Origin of the sequence: Marinobacter santoriniensis NKSG1 (assembly GCF_000347775.1) — a bacterium.
Classification (GTDB): domain Bacteria; phylum Pseudomonadota; class Gammaproteobacteria; order Pseudomonadales; family Oleiphilaceae; genus Marinobacter; species Marinobacter santoriniensis.
Genome location: NZ_APAT01000022.1, coordinates 14,217 through 34,839 on the forward strand (window position 1 = coordinate 14,217; position 20,623 = coordinate 34,839).

The window sequence follows — 20,623 nt, forward strand, 5'->3', positions numbered from 1 at the left end:
CCTCCCGGGCTTACGCCCCTGCGGATTTTTCCTTGCCGTCGAACGGCAGCTCTCCCACCGGGCATTCGGCAGTGCCCACGGTCTTGCGGGTCATCGCCTCCACATTCTCCTGCGCCTTCTGCGCGTCCATCACCCAGGTGCGATAGAACTCGAACGGACAGTCCGCCACCCCCTTGTCGCCATCTCCGGACGCATGCACCCCGGTGTACCCCCGGTGAAGCAGCTTGAACAGATGGTTCTGGGACTGATCGTTGGCGCGGGCATCGCGAATCTGGCTCACGGACAACTGTGCGTACTGAACGCCCATGTCCTCCTCACCACACTCACCCAGCGTCCGGCCGTCGAAACCGATGACAGCAGAATGGCCAAAGTACGAATACACCCCGTCAAACCCGGAGGCATTCGCCACCGCCACGTAGCAGTTGTTGGCCCAGGCCATGCTCTTGGCCATCATGATCTGCTGCTCCTTGGCCGGGTACATGTAGCCCTGGCAGCGCACAATCAGTTCCGCACCCTTCATGGCGCAGTCCCGCCAGATCTCCGGATAGTTGCCGTCGTCGCAGATGATCAGACTGATCTTCATGCCCTTCGGGCCTTCGGTCACGTAGGTGGTATCGCCGGGATACCAGCCCTCGATCGGACACCAGGGAATGCACTTGCGGTACTTCTGGACAATCTCGCCCTCGTTGTTGATCAGCACCAGCGTGTTGTAGGGCGCCTTGTTCGGATGATCCTCGTGGCGCTCCCCGGTCAGGGAAAACACCCCCCAGGTATTCGCCTCGCGACAGGCGGCGGAGAAAATGGCCGTCTCATCCCCCGGCACCGTGGCCGCGGTCTCCATCATCTCCTCGTTGTCGTACATGATCCCCATGGTGCTGTATTCCGGGAACACCACCAGATCCATGCCCGGCAGCCCCACCTTCATACCCTTGATCATCTCCGCAATCTTGCGGGCGTTGTCCAACACCTCGGCCTTGGTATGCAGCCTTGGCATCTTGTAGTTCACCACCGCCACGCCGACGGTATCGTTACTGCTGGAAATATCACCGTGTCTCATAGCACTGCTCTCCTGAACGTCTTACTCAAAATTCGGGGTCGGAGCAGCGGGTGTCTTCTCCCGGAACCGTATGCGGCAGGGATGCCGCATCCGAGCCTACAGGGGTGAGGCAAGCGACTGTAAAGCGAAGCTTTACGCGCCGCCGAACGACAGCAATCTTTGATTGCTGGCCGGACCCGCCCTGCGGGTATTCACGGCGTGTTCCGGGAGAAGATGCCCGCTGCTTCGGCAAGCACCTGGCCTAGACGGACAGATACCGCGCAATCTCGTCCTGATTTGCGGTTTTCCCGTCCTCTTCATGCACAATCGCACCCTTTTCGATCACCATCACCCGATCGGCCACCGCCATGGCAAAGCTCAACACCTGCTCCGACACCACAATGCTGATCTTCCGCATCTGCTTGATCTCGTTCAGGTTCTTGGCCAACTGCTTGATGATCGACGGCTGGATACCCTCGGTCGGCTCATCCAGCAGCAACACCTTCGGGTCCGCCGCCAGCGCCCGGCCAATGGCCAGCTGCTGCTGTTGCCCGCCGGACAGGTTGCCCGCCTTCCGGTGGCGCATGTCGTGCAGCACCGGAAACAGGTCGTAGATGTCGGTTGGAATCTTCTTTGCGCCGGTGGCCTCCAGACCGGTGGCGATGTTCTCCTCCACCGTCAGGGTCGGAAACACCAGCCGCCCCTGGGGCACATAGGCAATGCCCTTCTGAACCCGCTGGTAAGGCTGTGTCAACGACAGATCCTCGTCGCCCAGGGTGATCCGGCCCTGGCAGGGCAACACCCCGATCAGCGACTTGAACAGCGTGGTCTTGCCCATGCCGTTGCGCCCCATGATAGTGAGCGTCTCGTTCTCGCCCACATTCAGGGACACCCCGTGGATCACTTCACTCATGCCGTAGCTGACACGTAAATCGTTGGTACTGAGCATGTCTCGATCTCCTGCGCTCACCGCGCCGTTAATGCCCCAGGTAAACCTCAATCACCCGCTCATTCTTCTGGACGTCTTCCATCTTGCCCTCCGCCAGCAACTTGCCCTGGTGGAGCACCGTCACCTTGTGGGCGATGTCCTTCACAAAATCCATGTCGTGCTCGATCACCAGCACCGACCGGTTATTGCTGATCTTCCGGAGCAGCGCGGCAGTGCGTTCCCGCTCCACCACACTCATCCCGGCCACCGGCTCGTCGAGCATCAGCAGCTCCGGGTCCTGGATCAGCAGCATGCCGATCTCCAGCCACTGCTTCTGGCCATGGCTGAGCAGGCCCGCGCTCTTGTCCAGGTCCTCGTCCAGGTAGATCTCCTCGGCAATTTCCTGCACCCGCTTCTGGATCGCCGGTGTGCGCCGGAAGAACAGGCTGCCCATCACCGTGCGGCCCTCCGGATAGGACAACTCCAGGTTCTGGGCCACCGTCAGGTTTTCGTAGATGGACGGAGTCTGGAACTTGCGTCCCACGCCTTTGTGCACAATCTGGTGCTCGGCCATCTTGGTCAGTTCCAGATCCTTGAACTTGATCGAGCCGCCCGTCGCCCGGGTCTTGCCGCAGATCAGGTCCAGCAGGGTGGTCTTGCCGGCCCCGTTGGGGCCGATCACCACGCGCACTTCGTTGCGTTCCAGGTAAAGGGACAGGCCATCGACCGCCTTGAAGCCATCAAATGACACGGTCAGGTCTTCGACCGCCAGCAGGATAGGTGAGCTCATCAGTGGGTCTCCTGTGCGGAACCGATGGACACGCCGTCACGCTTCTGCAGACGGGCACTCTCAGGCTTGGGGGCATCCGCTTTGGGCGCCGGGGGCTTGCGATTGAACAGGCCCAGCAGACGGTCGCGAACCGGTGTGGCGTAGTCGGAAACCAGACCGGCCAGGCCCCGCGGGAACAGCATCACCACCGCAATGAACAGCGCGCCCATCGCCACCACCCACAACTGCGGGAAGCTCTCCGACAGCGAACTCTTCGCCAGGTTGACCAGGAAGGCGCCATAGGCCGCCCCGATCAGCGACAGGCGACCGCCCACCGCGCAGAAGATCACCATCTCGATGGACGCCACGGTGCCCACGAAGGACGGCGACATGAAGCCCACCTGCAGCGTGAAGAAGGCGCCGCCAATGGCCGAGAACACCGAGGCCGCCACGAACACGAAGATCTTGATGTTGGCCACGTCGTAGCCGGAGAACCGCACCCGGTCTTCCTGGTCGCGCATGGCAATCAGCAACTGGCCGTAACGACTGTTGAGAATGTACTGGCCCACCAGCAGGCACAGGATCAGCGCGATGCCGCAGGCGAAGTACAGAACATACTGGGCAAAGTCGGTCTGGATGCTCCAGCCCATCAGCGTGCGCAGGTCGGTGATGCCGTTGATGCCGCCGGTGTAGCCCTGCTGGCCGATGATCAGGATGGTCATGATCGATGCGATGGCCTGGGTAATGATGGCGAAGTACACCCCGCCCACCCGGCGCTTGAACATGGCGTAGCCGATCACGAAGGCGAAGAAGGCCGGCACCGTGAGAATCAACAGGATCGTCAGCGGGAAGCTGTGGAACGGTTCCCAGAACCAGGGCAGCTCGGTGATCTGGTTCCAGTCCATGAAGTCCGGGATGCCCGGCGTACTCTGGATCGCCGTGTTTTCCGGCGACGAGGCTTCCAGCTTCAGGAACATCGCCATGCCGTAACCACCCAGGCCGAAGAAGATCCCCTGGCCCAGGCTGAGAATGCCGCCGTAACCCCAGCACAGCACCAGGCCCGCCGCCACAAAGGCGTAGGTCAGGTACTTGCCGTAGAGATTGAGGCGGAAGATATCGGCCACCATCGGCAGCACACCCAGGATCAGGATCGCAATGATCAGGATCTGGATCAGTTTTCCACGGCCGCCGAACTTGTCCATCCAGCTGGCCTTGACTACAGATTGAGTGCTCATCGTCATCTCCTCGTATCAGCCGCTATCAGCGCCGGACCTTGCTGGCGAACAGACCCTGGGGCCGGAACATCAGGATGATTACCACCGTCATTAGCGTGATGACCTTGGCCATGGATCCCGACAGGAAGAACGACAGGATGGATTGCGCCTGGGCAATGCCGAAGGCGGATGCCACGGTGCCCAGCAGGCTGGCTGCGCCGCCGAAGACCACCACCAGGAAGGTATCCACGATGTACAGGGAGCCGGTGGTCGGGCCGGTGGATGCAATCGTGGTGAACGCCGCACCCGCCACACCGGCGATGCCGCAGCCCAGGGCGAAGGTCAGGCGGTCCACCCGGTCGGTGTTGATGCCGGCCGCGTTGGCCATGGTCCGGTTCTGGGTGGTCGCGCGGACCTTGATGCCCCAGCGGGACTTGTACAGCAGGATGAACACGCCGATCGTAAGGAGAATGGTGATCGCCACGACCATCAGGCCGTTCAGGGGAATGTCCACCATGTCGGTGGCCTGGTAGGAGCCCATCAGCCAGTCCGGCATGACCACGCTCTTTTCCCGCGGACCGAACAGGGACCGGAAGATCTGCTGCAGGATCAGCCCCAGGCCCCAGGTGGCCAGCAGGGTGTCCAGCGGCCGGTTATAGAGGAAGCGTATGAGGAATCGCTCCACCAGATAACCGAGGATAAAGGTCCCCAGGAAGGCGAGTATGATCGCCACGGGGAAGTAGTAATCGAATAAGAAGGGCCAGACGTCCGAGGCCAGGTACGATGTGAGGTACGTGATGTACGCACCCAGTGTCAGGAATTCGCCATGGGCCATGTTGATCACGCCCATCTGCCCGAAAATAATAGCTAGGCCCAGGGCCATCAGCAGGAACACGCAAAACAGACTGAGGCCGCTGAAGCCCTGCATCAGAAAGATTGCGGTGAGTTCCTCTCCGGTATAACCACCCATGATAAGTCCTCCCTCGGACTCGGGGACCGGCGCCTGCCGGCCCCCATGCTACTTGTTGCTCAACACGTGACGGTTTGAAACGTCGGGATTCGATCAGTCAGTGCCGCCCGGCACGGGCCGGGCGGCGTGCGGCTTACTGGTAGCCTTCCGGGAACGGATTGGGCTCGATCACATCGGATTCCCAGACCACGTCTGCCTGGCCATCCGCCTTCCACTTGCCGATGCGGGTGCGCATCCACAGGTGGTGGTTCTTGTCGACTTTCAGGTAGCCGTGGGGAGAGGTATCCCACTCGATGCCCGGAGAGGCCGCGACCACCTTGTCCACGTCAAAGCTGCCGGCTGCTTCCACCGCACGCTTCCACAACCAGGGGCCGAGGTAAGCGGATTCGGTGACGTCACCGATGACCGCGTCTTCGCCATACTTTGCCTTGAAGGCATCGACGAATTCCTTGTTGCCCGGCAGGTCGAGGCTCTGGAAGTACTTCATGGAGGAGTACAGGCCTTCGACGTTCTCACCACCGATACCCAGGACTTCATCCTCGGTCACGGAGATGGTCAGCATGGGCTGCTTCTTGAAGGTCAGGCCGGCGGCGTTGAGCTGCTTGAACCAGGCCACGTTGGAACCACCTACCACGGCACCAAACACCAGATCCGGCTTCTTCAGCTTGATCTTGTTGATCAGCGAGCCGAACTGGGTGCTGCCCAGCGGGTAGTACTCTTCACCCACGACCTTGCCGTGCAGCACGTTCTCGATGTGCTTGCGGGCAATCTTCATGGAGGTGCGCGGCCAGATGTAGTCGGAGCCGACCAGGTAGAAGGTCTTGGCACCCAGTTCCTCGTGGGCCCAGTTCAGGCCCGCCAGGATCTGCTGGGTCGCTTCCTGGCCGGTGTAGAACACGTTGTGGGATTCTTCGAGTCCCTCGTAGAAGGTCGGGTAGTACAGCAGGCCGTTGTCCTTCTCGAAGACCGGCAGAACGGCCTTACGGGAGGCGGAGGTCCAGCAGCCGAAGACGGTGGCTACCTTGTCCCGCTCCAGGAGCTTGTGGGATTTCTCGGCGAAGGTCGGCCAGTCGGAGGCGCCGTCCTCCTGGATGATCTTGATCTGGCGGCCCAGAATGCCGCCCTGGGCGTTGATCTGTTCGATCGCCAGCTTCTCGGCCTGGACCGAACCGGTCTCACTGATCGCCATTGTGCCGGTCAGTGAGTGCAGGATGCCGACGGTAACCGTGTCGTCGGTGACCGCCAGCCCGGTGGTGTTCACTTCCTCGGTGGACGGGGCGGCGATCGCGGCGGTGGCGGTGGTCGCCATCATTACCGATGCTGCCAGTGTCCTCAGGCTCTGACGGAGCCCAGCGCTTGTGCCAGTGTGCCGCCATCCGGCGGCTGTCGTTGTGGTTCCCATGGTCATTCCTCGCAGAGTTTGAAAGCCGGTGCCGCCTTTCCATCGAAAGCGCAGCGCCCACGTCACCCATTCTGTCGAGGCCCTGTCATCCCGCCCATTCGGCAATCACCCCAGCGCACTACGTCATTTGACGCATACCCGCCGCCGACCGGACACGCTACAACCGCAGGCACTTGAAGAAACTTGATGCCCCCGCCGGGGATTGCGCCGCTATGTGGCACGATCCTTGATCCGGTATTCCCGCATGCGGTGCATCGGCCATTTCGTGCACCAGAACTGCGCACAATAACGGGGAAGGACCAGCAGTCGTGGCCACGAAACAGAACATTTTCCGGGTAAGGCGACGTTACAATCAGTGGGTGGCCAACGAGACCCTGGAAGACTATGCCCTGAGGTTCACGGCCAAGAGTGCCCGACGCTGGTCGGCGGGCCAGGTCAGCCACACCGCGCTGGGTGCCATCTCGTTCCTGGCCATGGAGGCGATTGGCGGGTCCATCACCCTGCACTACGGGTTCACCAATGCCGTGGCCGCCATCCTGGTGGTCAGCCTGGTGATCTTCCTGACCGCCATCCCCATCAGCTACTACGCCGCCCGCTACGGCGTGGATATCGACCTGCTGACCCGGGGCGCCGGTTTCGGCTACCTCGGATCCACCATCACCTCGCTGATCTACGCCTCCTTCACGTTCATCTTTTTTGCGCTGGAGGCGGCCATCATGGCCATGGCGCTGCGGTTGCTGTTCGACATCCCGCTGGTGCTGGGTTATCTGCTCTGCGCGGTGGTGATCATTCCGCTGGTGACCCACGGCATCACCACCATCAGCCGGTTCCAGCTCTGGACCCAGCCGGTGTTCGTGGTGCTGCAGCTCGCGCCGTTCGCGTTCATCATCTACGCCGATGCCTCCTCGATCACCGACTGGACCCGGTTCGAGGGGGTATCGCCATCGGCCCAGCCTGGCTTCGATCTGCTGATGTTCGGCGCGGCCGCGGCGGTGGTGTTCTCGCTGATTGCCCAGATTGGCGAACAGGTGGACTTTCTGCGCTTCATTCCGGAGCCGGAGACGCCCCGGGAACGGCGCCGCTGGTGGATCGCGGTGATGGCCGGCGGCCCCGGCTGGATCCTCATCGGATTGCTGAAAATCCTTGGCGGCTCCTTTCTGGCCGTGCTTGCACTGAATCAGGGCGTCCCCGCCGGCGAGGCCGCCGATCCGACCCGGATGTACATGGTGGCCTTCAACTACATCACCCACTCCCCGGAGGTATCCCTCGCCCTGGCCGGGATGTTCGTGATCCTCTGCCAGATCAAGATCAACGTGACCAACGCCTACGCCGGCTCCATCGCCTGGTCGAACTTCTTCTCCCGGCTCACCCGCAGCCATCCCGGCCGGGTGGTCTGGCTGTTCTTCAACGTGGCCATTGCGCTGCTGGTGATGGAACTGGGGGTCTACCAGGCACTGGAGCAGACCCTGGCGTTCTACAGCATCATTGCCATCGCCTGGGTGGGTGCGCTGGTGGCGGACCTGGTGATCAACAAGCCCCTGGGCCTGAGCCCGGCCCACATCGAGTTCAAACGCGCCCACCTGTACGACATCAACCCGGTGGGCGTGGGCGCCATGTTGATTGCCTCCGTTGCGGGCGTGGTATGCGACACCGGCGCCTTTGGTGATGTTGCCAGGGCCCTGTCCCATTTCATCGCCCTCGGCACCGCCCTCGTGGCCGCCCCGGCCATCGCCTGGGCGACCGGAGGCCGTTTCTACACCGCCCGGCCGGTCAACCCGATCGCCACCGACTTCCAGCTGGTACCCTGCTCCATCTGCGAGCACCGTTTCGAGCCGGAGGACGTCACCCATTGCCCCGCCTACGATGGGACCATCTGTTCCCTGTGCTGCTCGCTGGACGCCCGATGCGACGACCAGTGCAAGCCTGGCGCCAGCTACCGGGAACAGTTCCAGAACCTGCTGGGCCACCTGATCCCGAAGCCGGTGCTGGCGCTGTTCCAGTCGAGGCTCGGCCATTTCCTGACCTTGCTGTTCTTTATCAACGGCGTGTCCGGGCTGCTGTTGTCACTGATCTACCACCAGACCCCGGTAGGCTCTCCCGGGGAAGCTCTGGTGCTGTCCGTCACCCTGTGGAAAGTGTTTTTCATCCTGGTGATCATCACCGGCGTGGTGTGCTGGCTGTTCGTGCTGGCCCACGAAAGCCGGCGGGTTGCCGAGGAGGAATCCCGGCGCCAGACCCGGTTGCTGATGGAGGAAATCACCGCCCACGAACGCACCGACAAGGCCCTGCAGGCTGCGAAGGAACAGGCGGAAGCCGCCAATGGCGCAAAAAGCCGGTACCTGACCGGCATCAGTCACGAGCTGCGTTCCCCGCTGAACGCGATTCTCGGCTATGCCCAGCTGATGGAAAACGACGCCACGGTACCCGACAACCGGCGAGAGGCACTGGGGGTGATCCGTCGCAGCGGCGAATACCTGGCAGACCTGATCGAGGGCTTGCTGGATATCTCCAAGATCGAGGCCGGCCGCCTGGACCTGCACCGGGACCAGGTCCGTATTGGCCTGCTGATGGAGCAGATGGTGACCATGTTCCGTCTGCAGGCCGAGGACAAGGGCCTGGCGTTCGATTACCACTGCCCCAATCCGCTGCCGGACATGGTCACCACCGATGAGAAACGGCTGCGCCAGATCCTGATCAACCTGCTGTCCAACGCCATCAAGTACACCGACCACGGGGGCGTCTCGCTGACCCTCCGGTACCGGAGCCAGGTGGCGGAGTTCACGGTGAAGGACACCGGCGAAGGCATCGCCCGGGACAACATCGAACGGATCTTCCGGCCCTTCGAGCGTATCCGGACACCGGGCCAGAGCCGTACCGGCACCGGCCTGGGCCTCACCATCACCCGCCTGCTTACCGAAATCATGGGCGGCGACATCTCGGTGGAGAGTGTACCGGGCGAGGGCAGTACCTTCCGGGTCAGCCTGATGCTCTCCAGCGTGCACGGCGCCCATCCACGCTCGACGTCCGAGCCGGAGCGCCGCATCTACGGCTACCACGGCAGCCGGAAGAAGATCCTGGTGGTGGACGATGACGACTCCCATCGCCAGGTGATCCGCGCCCTGCTCGCTCCATTGGGCTTCGAGATCTTCGATCTGGGCAACCCGATGGAGGTCATCGACACCCTGGGCCGGGAGCGGCCGGATCTGCTGCTGCTGGACGTATCCATGCCCGGCCTGAGCGGGTGGCAGGTGCTGGAGCAGGTCCGCGAGCGCAAGATCCCGCTGCCGGTGATCATGGTGTCCGCCGACGCCCAGGAGGGGAAACACGGCCCGGAATCGCCCCGACTGCACGATGGGTACATCATCAAGCCGGTCCGGCTGAACGTGCTGCTCGATGCCATCGCCCGGATCCTGGAGCTGACCTGGCGCTTCGAAAAAAGCGCGGAACCCCTGGCCAGCATCCCGCTCCCGCCGGCCGGCGAATTGCCGATGCCGGGTCAGGACATCCGGGAACAGCTCGCCTCACTGGCCCGCATCGGCCACCGCAAGGGATTGCTCGAAGCCCTGCACGACCTGAAACACAAGGGCACCGCCGACGACCGGTTTATCAACGAACTGACCCGACTGACCAACGATTTCCAGTTCGAGAAGATTCTCGAATTACTTGAGGTAGAAGACTATGAAGTCTCGTGAGGACAACCGCACCGTCGTCATGGTGGTGGACGATGCGGTGGATTCCATTCGCATGATCAACGATGCCCTGGAGGAGGCCGGCATGACGGTACTGGTCGCCCTGGAAGGCAACCAGGCGATCACCATCAGCCAGAACATCACCCCGGACGTGGTGCTGATGGATGCCCTGATGCCCCATATGGATGGCTTCGAAACCTGCCGCCGACTGAAAGAAAATCCGGCGTTCACCGACGTGCCCATCATTTTCATGACCGGGTTAAGCGACACCGAGCACGTGGTCATGGGCCTGAACGCCGGCGGCGTCGATTACGTGACCAAGCCGATCAACACCACCGAGCTGCTGGCCCGCATGGACGTCCATCTGACCAACGCCCGGATGGCCCGCAGCGCCCGGAACGCCCTGGATACGGCCGGCCAGAACCTGTTTGCCGTGGACAAACGGGGGCAATTGCTCTGGGGCACGCCCCAGGTGTGCCGCTGCCTGCCCCAGGGCCAGGAACCGGAAGCCGAGGCTTTCCGCCAGCAGCTGGAGGAATGGCTCGGGCACGCCCCGGAGCCGGGGCACAGCATGCCGGTCCGCATTCACGACACGCCACGATCGGTGGAGTACCTGACGGTGGTGGATAACCAGGAATACCTGCTGCGACTGAAGACGCCCCAGAACCAGAACAGCGCCGCCGCCCTGCTCCGGGAACGTTTCCAGCTGACGCTGCGGGAGTCCGATGTGCTGCTCTGGATCGCCAATGGCAAGACCAACCGGGAAATCGGCCAGATCCTGGAAATGAGCCCCCGAACCGTCAACAAGCATCTGGAACAGGTGTTCCGGAAGCTGGGCGTGGAGAACCGGACCGCGGCCGCGGCCTGCGCCATCCGCGTGCTTGCGGTCGCCTGAGGAACGTGGCACCTTGCCGGAGTCGGACGTTCCTTTCCCGACCCACCACTCACAAGGGGCCCGATCATGAACACACTGTCTCGCGTGGGGATCGCCCTGCTGGCCTCCGGTGTCGGACTGGCCCTGGCCAGCGTACCCACCCTACCGGCCTTCTCCGGCATGGCCAGCCTTTCCGACGGCTGGGAACCGCTGGAATTTCCCAAGATCGATGAACATACCCAGTACCAGCTGGTACAGGAAGACGGCCGCCAGGTGGTCCGTGCCGACACCGCCGGCGGCGCCTCGGGACTGATCACCCGCCTGGATCTGGATCCCGGAAAGTCCCTGGACCTGTCCTGGCAGTGGAAGGTCTCCAACGTGTTCAAAAAAGGGGATGCCGGCAAGAAGTCGGGGGACGACTACCCCGCCCGGATCTACGTTGCCTTCCAGTTCCAGCCAGAGAAAGCCGGTTTCTTCGAGCGGGCCAAGCGCAAGGCGGTGGAAGTACTGTTCGGTGAAACCCTGCCGGGCAAGGCGCTCAACTACATCTGGGCCAACAAACAGCCGGTGGGCCGCTTTATTCCGAACGCCTACACCGAGGATACGATGATGGTTGCGGTCAACTCCGGAGACGGTCAAGCCGGGCAATGGGTGAGCGTCACGCGGGATATCGTGGCGGATTACCGGAAAGCCTTCGGCGAGGCTCCGCCGCCCATCGTTGGCATCGCCATCATGTCGGATTCGGATAACACCGGGGAGAAGGCTACCGCCTGGTACGGGGATCTGGCGTTCAAGCCCCGGAGCGATTAACGATAGGCCGCCGGAAAGCCGGGGATGGCATAACCCGGCCCCACGATACGAACCGGCGGGACTTCGTCTCTCTCCACCAGCCTGAGGTAGGCATCGTCAAACGCGTCACGGAGAATCGCCGCCCGGGGCGCCGCCAGTGAAAACAGCCAGGCGGCGTCCCGCTCGCGGATTTTGGATTCACGGACATTGTGATCGGGCACCGTGCTCAGCAGTACCTGCACGGGATCGTGGTAATCCAGCACGTAATCCCCGCGACCCCGCCGCAGCATGTCGATGGCAGCCCGGTGGTTGGGGGCTTCGGTCACCCGGATGCGGTCCGACCCGCTCAACCACTGGATCAGCCCCGCATAGGTGTAGCCACCGATGGCGATCACGGTTTTCCCGTTCAGTTGGTCAAAGTGTTCCAGCGGCTCTGTCCCTTCCAGGTACCAGGCACTTAGCTGCGTGGCCAGGGGGCTCACCCAACTCTCCAGCACCTCACCGTCGAGAGCGGGAATGTCGGTCAGTCCGGGCCAGAGATCCACGTTGCCATTCTGGAGATACAGATAGATGCGACTGATCGGAAGCAGCACGAATTCCGGCTCGTATCCCGCTTCACGGGCCACCTTCCGCGTCATCTCGATCAGGCTGCCGGCCGCCTGACCATTTTCATCCTGGTATTCGACCGGCGGGAACTGGGTGTAGGCCACGCGAATCGTGCGGGTGGTCGACGTGTCGCCATAGACAAACCCACTCATCACGGCAAGTAACAGGCCCATAGCCAGTACCCTGGACCTGCGCCAGATTCCGGACCCGAAGGAAAAACGCTGCTTGATACTACTGCTCATTTAGTGTTCAGCTCTTGCCGTACCGCCTTCGGATAAGACTAACAGAACTGACAAAGTCTGCACTGACACTTGCCGCAAAACAGGCATCGGTTCAGATATGGAACGTCACCAGGTACAGCCCGAGCCCGCCCATCACCAGGGTATAGGGCAGCGCCATCCAGACCATGCGGCCATAGGACAGCCGGATCAGCGGCGCCACGGCGGACGTGAGCAGGAACAGGAACGCGGCCTGGCCGTTGGGCGTGGCAACACTGGGCAGGTTGGTCCCGGTGTTGATGGCCACCGCAAGGTCGTGGAAGTGATCAAGGCTGATCGCCCCGGCGTCGAGCGCCTGTTTCACCTCACTGATATACACCGTGGCCACGAAGACATTGTCGCTGATCATCGACAGCAGGCCGTTGGCCAGGAAAAACATGCCCGGCTGCTCGGACGGTGGCAGGGTCAGCACATAATCGATCACCGGCTTGAACAGGTGTTGCTCGTGGATCACCGCCACCACGGCAAAGAACACCACCAGCAGGGAGGTAAACGGCAGCGATTCCTGGAACGCCTTGCCGATCTGATGCTCGTCCGTAACACCGTTGAACGCGGTGATCAGGATGATGACGAGCAAACCGATCAGGCCCACTTCGGCCAGGTGGAACGCCAGGCCGATCACCAGGATCAGCGCCGCGATGACCTGGATGAAAAGCGCCGCCTGATCGGCCTTGGTGCGCTTGGCGTGTTCGTTTTCGGCGAAGTCTTCCAGCACCCGGCGAACCGGCTTGGGCAGGCGACCGCCGTAACCGAACCAGCGTAATTTCTCCAGGGCCCAGCAGGTTGCCAGACCGGCGACCAGCACCGGCAGACTGACCGGCGCCATACTCAGGAAGAACTCCCCGAAGTTCCAGCCCACCACCTTGGCAATCAGCAGGTTCTGGGGCTCGCCCACCATGGTGGTGACACCGCCCAGCGCGGTACCGACCGCGCCATGCATGAGCAGGCTACGCAGGAACGAACGGAAGTTTTCCAGATCTTCCCGGTGCAGTTCGATCACTTCCTCATCGCTGTTGGTGTTGTGATCGGAGTGATGGTAGCCCTTGCCCGAGGCCACCTTGTGGTAGACGGAATAGAAACCCACCGCCACGGTGATGATCACGGCGGTCACGGTGAGCGCGTCCAGGAACGCCGACAGCAGCGCAGCCGCGCTGCAGAACATCATGGACAGGCCGGTTTTCGAACGGATGCCAATCAGGATGTGGGTGAAGGTCACCAGCAGGAGTTCCTGCATGAAGTAGATGCCCGCCACCATGAACATCAGCAACAGAATGACCGGGAAGTTGGTGAGTACCTCCAGGTACACCGCATCCGGCGTCGTCAGTCCGATCAGCAGCGCCTCCACGGCCAGCAGGCCACCTGGGAGGAGCGGATAGCACTTCAGCGCCATGGCCAGGGTGAAAATGAATTCACCGATCAACACCCAGCCGGCGGTGCCAGAGCCGAACAGCGTCATCACGATCGGATTGGCCACCAGGAACAGCAGGATGGTTTTCTTGTACCAGACGGGCGCTTTACCCAGGAAATTATGGCCAAAGCCGGCCATCACGGTTTTAGGCATCACAGACATCTTTTTAATCGGTTTATTGGCATCGTGTGTCAGACGGCCCCGATCTTCCTTGATCTTTGTGAACTGCAGGTAATGAAAGAAAGGAGCGACCGCAGTTTAACCGATTAAGAGGGCCATGCGGTCGCTTATGGCCAAAATTTGGCCAGAGACGGTCAGAAAAACGCCTGAATGCCGGTCTGGGCACGCCCCAGAATGAGTGCGTGGACGTCGTGGGTGCCTTCGTAGGTGTTGACCACCTCCAGATTCACCAGGTGGCGGGCGACGCCGAATTCGTCACTGATGCCGTTACCCCCCAGCATGTCCCGGGCCAGGCGGGCAATGTCCAGGGCCTTGCCACAGGAGTTGCGCTTCATGATGGAAGTGATCTCCACGGCCGCGGTGCCCTCGTCCTTCATCCGGCCCAGGCGCAGGCAGCCCTGCAGCGCCAGGGTGATGTCGGTCTGCATGTCCGCCAGCTTCTTCTGGATCAGCTGGTTGGCGGCCAGTGGACGACCAAACTGCTTGCGGTCCAGGACGTACTGGCGGGCGGTGTGCCAGCATTCCTCAGCCGCGCCCAGGGCGCCCCACGAGATCCCGTAGCGGGCCGAGTTCAGGCAGGTGAACGGACCTTTCAGGCCGCGAACCTCCGGGAAGGCGTTCTCTTCCGGCACGAACACGCCGTCCATGACGATCTCCCCGGTGATGGAGGCGCGCAGGCCAACTTTGCCGTGGATCGCGGGGGCACTCAGGCCTTCCCAGCCCTTCTCCAGCACAAAGCCCCGGATCTGGCCCTCGTCGTCCTTGGCCCAGACCACAAATACATCGGCAATCGGGCTGTTGGTGATCCACATCTTGCTGCCCGTCAGGCGGTATCCGCCGTCCACTTTCCGGGCGCGGGTGGCCATGTTGCCAGGGTCGGAGCCGTGGTCCGGTTCGGTCAGGCCGAAACAGCCGATCCACTCGCCCGACGCCAGTTTGGGCAGGTACTTCTGGCGGGTTTCCTCGTTACCGAACTCGTGGATCGGCACCATCACCAGTGACGACTGCACACTCATCATGGAGCGATAGCCGGAATCCACGCGCTCGATCTCCCGGGCAATCAGACCGTAGCACACGTAGTTCAGGCCGCTGCCACCGTACTGCTCCGGAATGGTGGCGCCCAGCAGGCCGGTCTCCCCCATTTCCCGGAAGATGGCCGGGTCGGTCTGTTCATTGCGGAACGCCTCCAGCACCCGGGGCCGGAGTTTGCTGTCGGCAAACTGGCGGGCACTCTCGCGCACCATGCGCTCCTCTTCGGTCAGCTGCTGGTCCAGCAGCAGCGGGTCTTCCCAATTGAAACTTGCCTGGTTGGCCATGTCGCTCTCCCGACGGTCTGTCTGATCAATGCAATGGCGATATCACCATTGTGGACATTCCTGCCCGCAATCACCAAGCGGATTGCTATTCCATATTCGTTTATAACAATATATTGACACATTAACTCAGACAAGCCTATGTTGAAAGAGACAGCCGGCACTGAACGGTTCCGGTTGCACAACCTCCAAAACAATAAAACGGAGAATAGAGGTAAACCCGATGGACAAAGGCATCTTCCTGACCCCGGAACGCCGCGCCGAGATGGTGAATATCGGCGCCTGGAATGACAAGGTGATTACTGATTACCTGGACGACGCGGTGAAAGCCACGCCCGATCGCGACGCCATCATTGGTTACCAGGTAACCCGCGATCACCGAACGGTTCTCGACTACCGGACATTGAACGACCGGGTGACCCGCATGGCCGCAGGGCTGGCCGGCATGGGCATCGGAAAGGGCGATGTGGTGGCCTGCCAGTTGCCCAACTGGTGGCAGACCACCGCGCTGCACCTGGCCTGCATGCGCATCGGTGCCGTCCTGAACCCGCTGATGCCCATCTTCCGGGAGCGGGAACTGCGCTTCATGCTCAAGCATGGCGAGGCCAAGCTGCTGGTGATCCCCAAGGTGTTCCGGGACTTCGATTACGAAGCCATGATCGACGGTATCCGGGCGGAACTGCCCCACCTGGAAACCCTGCTGGTGATCGGCGGCGAGGGTGATCGCAGCTTCGAGCAGCGCCTGCTGGAGACGCCGTGGGAAGAAAACCAGGACATGGCCGCGCTCTTCGCCGAACGCAAGCTGACCGCCGACGACGTAATCCAGATTCTCTACACCTCCGGGACCACGGGCGAGCCCAAGGGGGTCATGCACACCTCCAACACCCTGTTTTCCAATGTGCGCCCGTACGCCGACCGACTCCACCTGACCCCGGACGACCGGGTACTGATGGCCTCGCCACTGGCCCACCAGACCGGGTTCCTTTACGGCATCATGATGCCGATTTACCTGGGCTCCACCGCCATCCTGCAGGACATCTGGGATGCGGAGTATGTCTGCAAGGTGATCGCCGCCGAGAAACCGGCCTTCACCATGGCCGCCACCCCATTCCTGGCCGATCTCGTCAAAGCCGCCCCCAGACACGAAGGGGAACTGGATTCCCTGCGTATCTTCGTGTCCGCCGGCGCGCCGATCCCGAGCGCCGTGGTGGAACAGGCCGGCAAGGTGCTCAAGGCAAAGATTGTCTCCGCCTGGGGCATGACCGAGAACGGCGCCGTGACCATGACCTGCCCGGAGGATCCCGCCGAGCGGGCCAGCCAATCCGATGGCAAGGTGCTGCCCTACATGGAAATCCGGATCGCCGACTTCAAGGGCAACCCGCTGCCGGCCGGTCAGGAAGGCAACCTGCTGGTCCGCGGCGCCAGTCAGTTCGTGGGCTACCTCAAACGCCCCGAACTCTATGGCACGGATGAAGACGGCTGGTTCAGCACAGGCGACCTGGCCCGTATGGACGAGGATGGTTACATCCGCATCACCGGCCGGACCAAGGATGTCGTGATCCGCGGCGGCGAGAACATCCCGGTCGTGGAGGTTGAGAACCTGCTCTACAAGTTCCCCGGCATTGTTGATGTGGCCCTGGTTGGCTGTCCGGACGAGCGGCTGGGCGAGCGCCTTTGTGCGTACGTCACCCTCGACGACAACGCCACCGACCTCACCCTGGATGAGATCAAGACCTACCTGACCGAACAGCAACTGTCGAAGAACTACCTGCCGGAGTACCTGGAAGTGATCGAGGCCATGCCGCGCACCGCCTCCGGGAAAATCCAGAAATTCAAACTGCGGGAGCAGGCCAGACAGGTTCAGCTGGAACCGGCCAAGCGCACCTGAACCATTCAACGAACGCAACGGGAGATTTCATCATGAGAGGCCTGGAAGGAAAGACCGTCATCGTAACCGGCGGTGGCGGCGGCATCGGCCGAGCCGTGTGCCGGCGTTTCGCCGAGGAAGGCAGCCTGGTGGCCGTGCTCGACCGGGACGCAGCCGCCGCTCAGGCAACGGCGGACCTGATCACCGAAGCCGGGGGGCAGGCCCGCGCCTACGCCGCCGACATTACCGACTACGCGGCCATCATCGAGACGGTCGCCGCCATCGAAAACGATCTGGGCGTCCCCACGGTGCTGGTCAACAACGCCGGCTTCGACCGGTTTATCCCCTTCCTGAAAACCGAACCGGCACTCTGGGACCAGCTGATTGCGGTGAACCTCACCGGCGCCCTAAACATGCACCATGTGGTGCTGCCGAAGATGGTCGCCGCAGGGGGCGGCAAGGTCATCAACGTGGCCTCGGATGCGGCCCGCGTCGGCTCGTCCGGCGAATCGGTCTATGCCGCCTGCAAGGCCGGCCTGGTGGGTTTCAGCAAGACCGTAGCCCGGGAGCTGGCGACGAAGAATGTGTGCCTGAACGTGGTCTGCCCCGGCCCGACCGATACCGCCCTGCTCAAGGGCGTGGCCGAAAGCGCCCCCAATCCGGAAAAGCTCCTGGAGGCCTTCCGCAACGCCGTGCCCATGAAGCGCCTGGCCCAGCCGGACGACTACCCGGGCATCGTGGCCCTGCTCGCCAGCGACGACGCCAACTTCATCACCGGGCAGGTCATCAGTGTGTCCGGCGGCCTGACCATGGCCGGCTGATCCCCTCTTTCACCAACACGGAGACCCCATCATGAGTTACGAAGACATCCTGTACGACGAGACCGACGGCGTCGCCACCATCACCATCAACCGTCCGGACCGTTACAACGCGTTCCGCGGGCAGACCTGCATGGATCTGCTCGACGCCTTTCACCGCGCCGGCTGGAACAAGGACATCGGTGTGATCGTGCTGACCGGTGCCGGCGACAAGGCCTTCTGTACCGGCGGCGACCAGGGCACCCACGAGGGCCAGTACGACGGCCGCGGCCTGATCGGCCTGCCAGTGGAGGAACTGCAACGGCTGATCCGGGAAGTGCCCAAGCCGGTGATCGCCCGGGTCAACGGGTTCGCCATTGGCGGTGGCCATGTCCTGCATGTGATCTGCGACCTGAGCATCGCCTCGGAAACCGCCATTTTCGGCCAGGTCGGCCCCAAGGTCGGTTCGGTGGATCCCGGTTTCGGCACCGCCTATCTGGCGCGGGTCGTCGGTGAGAAGCGGGCCCGGGAGATCTGGTACCTGTGCCGCAAGTATTCCGCCCAGCAGGCACTGGAATGGGGCCTGGTGAATGCCGTGGTACCGCCCGAGAAGCTGGACGAGGAAGTGCGCAAATGGTGTGACGAGATCCTCGAGAAGAGCCCCACGGCGCTGACCATCGCCAAGCGCTCGTTTAATGCCGACAGCGACAACATCGCCGGCATCGGGGCCCTCGGCATGCAGGCCCTGAGCCTGTACTACGACACCGAGGAATCCAAGGAAGGCGTCAACGCCTTCAAGGAAAAGCGCAAGCCCGAGTTCCGCAAGTACTACAAGTGACGGTCCGATAGCCCGGAGAACACCATGAATTTTGGATTCAACGAAGAACAGAACGCCATTCGCGAGATGGTGGCCCGTTTCAGCACCGACGTGCTGGCTCCGGGCTATCGCAGGCGGGACCAGGCCGGAGTCATTGAAAAGGACGTGATCCGGCAGCTCGGCGAGATGGGGCTGCTCGGCGGCGAACTGCCCGAAGAGTTTGGTGGCAGCGGCATGGACTGCGTCACCAGCGGCCTGATCATCGAGGAAATCTCCAAAGGCGATTTCAACGTCGGCTACATTCCCCTGCTGACGTCCCTGAACGGTCAGATCATTGCCAGCCACGCGGCACCGGACCTGGCACAGGAATGGCTGCGCGCCATGACCTCGGGCCAGAAGCTGGCCTGCATCGCCCTGACCGAGCCCCACGGAGGCTCCGATGCCGCCAACCTGCGCCTGAAGGCTCAGAAAAAAGGCGACGTCTACGTGCTGAATGGCGAAAAAACCTCCATTTCCATGGCCGACCAGGCGGATGTGGCGGTCGTCTTCGCGCGCACCGGAACCGTGGAGCAGCGAGCCTCCGGCATCAGTGCCTTCCTGGTACCCATGGACTCTCCGGGCATTACCACCTCCCGGTTCGAGGACAACGGGCAGCGCGCCATCGGCCGGGGCTCTATCTTCTTCGACAACGTGGAAGTGCCGGAAAGCCACCGCCTGGGTGACGAGGGCAAAGGCTTCAAACAGGTGATGCAGGGGTTCGACTACAGCCGCGCGCTGATTGGCCTGCAATGCCTGGCCGTGGCCCAGCAGTCCCTGGATGAAACCTGGCAGTGGCTGACCGAGCGCACCGCCTTCGGCCAGCATCTCTCGGCCTTCCAGGGCCTGACCCACCCACTGGCGGAATACCAGACCTACGTTCATGCGGCCCGCATGCAGTGCTACCATGCGCTCTGGCTCAAGGACAACGGCCTTCCCCATAACGCCGAAGCCGCCATGAACAAGTGGTGGGGCCCCAAACTGGCTTTCGATGTGGTAAAACAGTGCCTGCTGGCCCATGGCCATACCGGCTGGGGCGAAGACCTGCCCTTTGCCCAACGCCTGCGGGACGTCCTTGGCCTGCAGATTGGTGATGGCACCGCGCAGATCATGAAGAACATCATCGCGCGGGAGTATCTTCCCTGACAGGAGCACAGATGATCGTTAACGAATCCGGCGGCATACCCAACCGGCTGTTTTTCCGGCTGTTCCAGACCGGCAACATCCTGCAGCGGCAGGTCCAGAACGAGATGGGCATCAGCGCGGTGCAGTGGGCGGTGCTGGGTGCCCTGTCGCGGGAAGGATTCGAACAGGGAACGTCCTTCAACCAGTTGAAGGAGTACCTGTTTGTCAGCCGGCAAAACCTTGATGGCGTGCTGAAACGGATGGAGCGGGACGGCCACGTGGTGCGCGTGCCCGACCCGCAGGATCGTCGCGCCCGCCTGGTGGTGCTGACCGAACCGGGCCGCGCCTACTGGGATCGCCTGCAGGACACGATCACCGAGTTCTACCGCCAGGCACTCGAGAGCATGAGCTTCGATGACAGCGTGAGTCTGCTGCACCTGCTGAAGAAACTGCAGCACGATCTCGCAGATGTATCTCTCCGTTCCGGAGCAGTGACACCATCAACGCAGTAAAACCCATGCGTCA

17 protein-coding genes are annotated in these 20,623 nt (G+C 62.3%); 8 read left to right on the forward strand and 9 right to left on the reverse strand.

Annotated elements, in window-relative coordinates:
- Positions 1 to 10 precede the first annotated feature (10 nt).
- The 6 genes from MSNKSG1_RS14285 to urtA form a co-directional block, all read right to left on the reverse strand.
- Positions 11 to 1,057 carry an aliphatic amidase gene (locus MSNKSG1_RS14285; RefSeq protein ID WP_008939996.1) on the reverse strand — a complete coding sequence of 349 codons (1,047 nt, stop codon included), beginning with the start codon at positions 1,055 to 1,057 and terminating at the stop codon, positions 11 to 13.
- 241 nt (positions 1,058 to 1,298) lie between these two features.
- Entirely contained in the window at positions 1,299 to 1,985 is a 687-nt protein-coding gene (gene urtE, locus MSNKSG1_RS14290) for an urea ABC transporter ATP-binding subunit UrtE (protein WP_008939997.1), read from the reverse strand.
- 28 nt (positions 1,986 to 2,013) lie between these two features.
- Positions 2,014 to 2,754, reverse strand: a complete 741-nt coding sequence (urtD, locus tag MSNKSG1_RS14295; RefSeq protein ID WP_008939998.1) for an urea ABC transporter ATP-binding protein UrtD — start codon at positions 2,752 to 2,754, stop codon at positions 2,014 to 2,016.
- The gene (gene urtC, locus MSNKSG1_RS14300) at positions 2,754 to 3,968 is read right to left on the reverse strand and encodes an urea ABC transporter permease subunit UrtC (protein ID WP_008939999.1); all 1,215 of its coding nucleotides are present in this window, start codon (positions 3,966 to 3,968) and stop codon (positions 2,754 to 2,756) included. The genes urtD and urtC overlap by 1 nt, the downstream gene beginning before the upstream one ends.
- Positions 3,969 to 3,993: 25 nt before the next feature.
- On the reverse strand, positions 3,994 to 4,917 hold the full coding sequence (urtB, locus tag MSNKSG1_RS14305) for an urea ABC transporter permease subunit UrtB (RefSeq protein WP_008940000.1): 924 nt from the start codon (positions 4,915 to 4,917) through the stop codon (positions 3,994 to 3,996).
- Between the two features lie 133 nt (positions 4,918 to 5,050).
- Positions 5,051 to 6,226, reverse strand: a complete 1,176-nt coding sequence (urtA, locus tag MSNKSG1_RS14310; RefSeq protein ID WP_008940001.1) for an urea ABC transporter substrate-binding protein — start codon at positions 6,224 to 6,226, stop codon at positions 5,051 to 5,053.
- A gap of 401 nt (positions 6,227 to 6,627) precedes the next feature.
- Between urtA and MSNKSG1_RS14315 the strand changes: the two genes are divergently transcribed.
- From MSNKSG1_RS14315 to MSNKSG1_RS14325, 3 genes are all read left to right on the forward strand, one after another.
- The gene (locus tag MSNKSG1_RS14315; protein WP_008940002.1) at positions 6,628 to 10,011 is read left to right on the forward strand and encodes a hybrid sensor histidine kinase/response regulator; all 3,384 of its coding nucleotides are present in this window, start codon (positions 6,628 to 6,630) and stop codon (positions 10,009 to 10,011) included.
- The gene (locus tag MSNKSG1_RS14320; RefSeq protein WP_008940003.1) at positions 9,998 to 10,903 is read left to right on the forward strand and encodes a response regulator transcription factor; all 906 of its coding nucleotides are present in this window, start codon (positions 9,998 to 10,000) and stop codon (positions 10,901 to 10,903) included. Before MSNKSG1_RS14315 ends, MSNKSG1_RS14320 begins: the two co-directional genes overlap by 14 nt.
- Before the next feature lie 66 nt (positions 10,904 to 10,969).
- Positions 10,970 to 11,692, forward strand: coding sequence for a DUF3047 domain-containing protein (locus MSNKSG1_RS14325; RefSeq protein ID WP_008940004.1), 723 nt, complete (start codon positions 10,970 to 10,972; stop codon positions 11,690 to 11,692).
- Here MSNKSG1_RS14325 and MSNKSG1_RS14330 read toward each other — a convergent pair.
- The 3 genes from MSNKSG1_RS14330 to MSNKSG1_RS14340 all read right to left on the reverse strand — a co-directional run bounded on the left by MSNKSG1_RS14330 (position 11,689) and on the right by MSNKSG1_RS14340 (position 15,459).
- The gene (locus MSNKSG1_RS14330) at positions 11,689 to 12,519 is read right to left on the reverse strand and encodes a substrate-binding periplasmic protein (RefSeq protein WP_152638791.1); all 831 of its coding nucleotides are present in this window, start codon (positions 12,517 to 12,519) and stop codon (positions 11,689 to 11,691) included. The genes MSNKSG1_RS14325 and MSNKSG1_RS14330 overlap by 4 nt on opposite strands.
- Positions 12,520 to 12,610: 91 nt before the next feature.
- Entirely contained in the window at positions 12,611 to 14,116 is a 1,506-nt protein-coding gene (gene nhaB, locus MSNKSG1_RS14335; protein WP_008940006.1) for a sodium/proton antiporter NhaB, read from the reverse strand.
- A gap of 161 nt (positions 14,117 to 14,277) precedes the next feature.
- Positions 14,278 to 15,459, reverse strand: coding sequence for an acyl-CoA dehydrogenase (locus tag MSNKSG1_RS14340; protein ID WP_008940007.1), 1,182 nt, complete (start codon positions 15,457 to 15,459; stop codon positions 14,278 to 14,280).
- Positions 15,460 to 15,679: 220 nt separating this feature from the next.
- Between MSNKSG1_RS14340 and MSNKSG1_RS14345 the strand changes: the two genes are divergently transcribed.
- From MSNKSG1_RS14345 to MSNKSG1_RS14365, 5 genes are read left to right on the forward strand one after another with little or no spacing between them, the layout of a single operon-like run.
- On the forward strand, positions 15,680 to 17,344 hold the full coding sequence (locus tag MSNKSG1_RS14345; RefSeq protein ID WP_008940008.1) for an AMP-binding protein: 1,665 nt from the start codon (positions 15,680 to 15,682) through the stop codon (positions 17,342 to 17,344).
- Positions 17,345 to 17,376: 32 nt separating this feature from the next.
- On the forward strand, positions 17,377 to 18,144 hold the full coding sequence (locus MSNKSG1_RS14350; RefSeq protein ID WP_008940009.1) for an SDR family NAD(P)-dependent oxidoreductase: 768 nt from the start codon (positions 17,377 to 17,379) through the stop codon (positions 18,142 to 18,144).
- A gap of 31 nt (positions 18,145 to 18,175) precedes the next feature.
- Complete coding sequence (locus MSNKSG1_RS14355) at positions 18,176 to 18,958, forward strand: enoyl-CoA hydratase-related protein (RefSeq protein ID WP_008940010.1); 783 nt, start codon at positions 18,176 to 18,178, stop codon at positions 18,956 to 18,958.
- A gap of 24 nt (positions 18,959 to 18,982) precedes the next feature.
- Positions 18,983 to 20,119 carry a cyclohexanecarboxyl-CoA dehydrogenase gene (gene aliB / locus MSNKSG1_RS14360; RefSeq protein ID WP_008940011.1) on the forward strand — a complete coding sequence of 379 codons (1,137 nt, stop codon included), beginning with the start codon at positions 18,983 to 18,985 and terminating at the stop codon, positions 20,117 to 20,119.
- 11 nt (positions 20,120 to 20,130) lie between these two features.
- The gene (locus MSNKSG1_RS14365) at positions 20,131 to 20,610 is read left to right on the forward strand and encodes a MarR family winged helix-turn-helix transcriptional regulator (RefSeq protein ID WP_008940012.1); all 480 of its coding nucleotides are present in this window, start codon (positions 20,131 to 20,133) and stop codon (positions 20,608 to 20,610) included.
- The last annotated feature ends 13 nt before the right edge of the window (positions 20,611 to 20,623 follow it).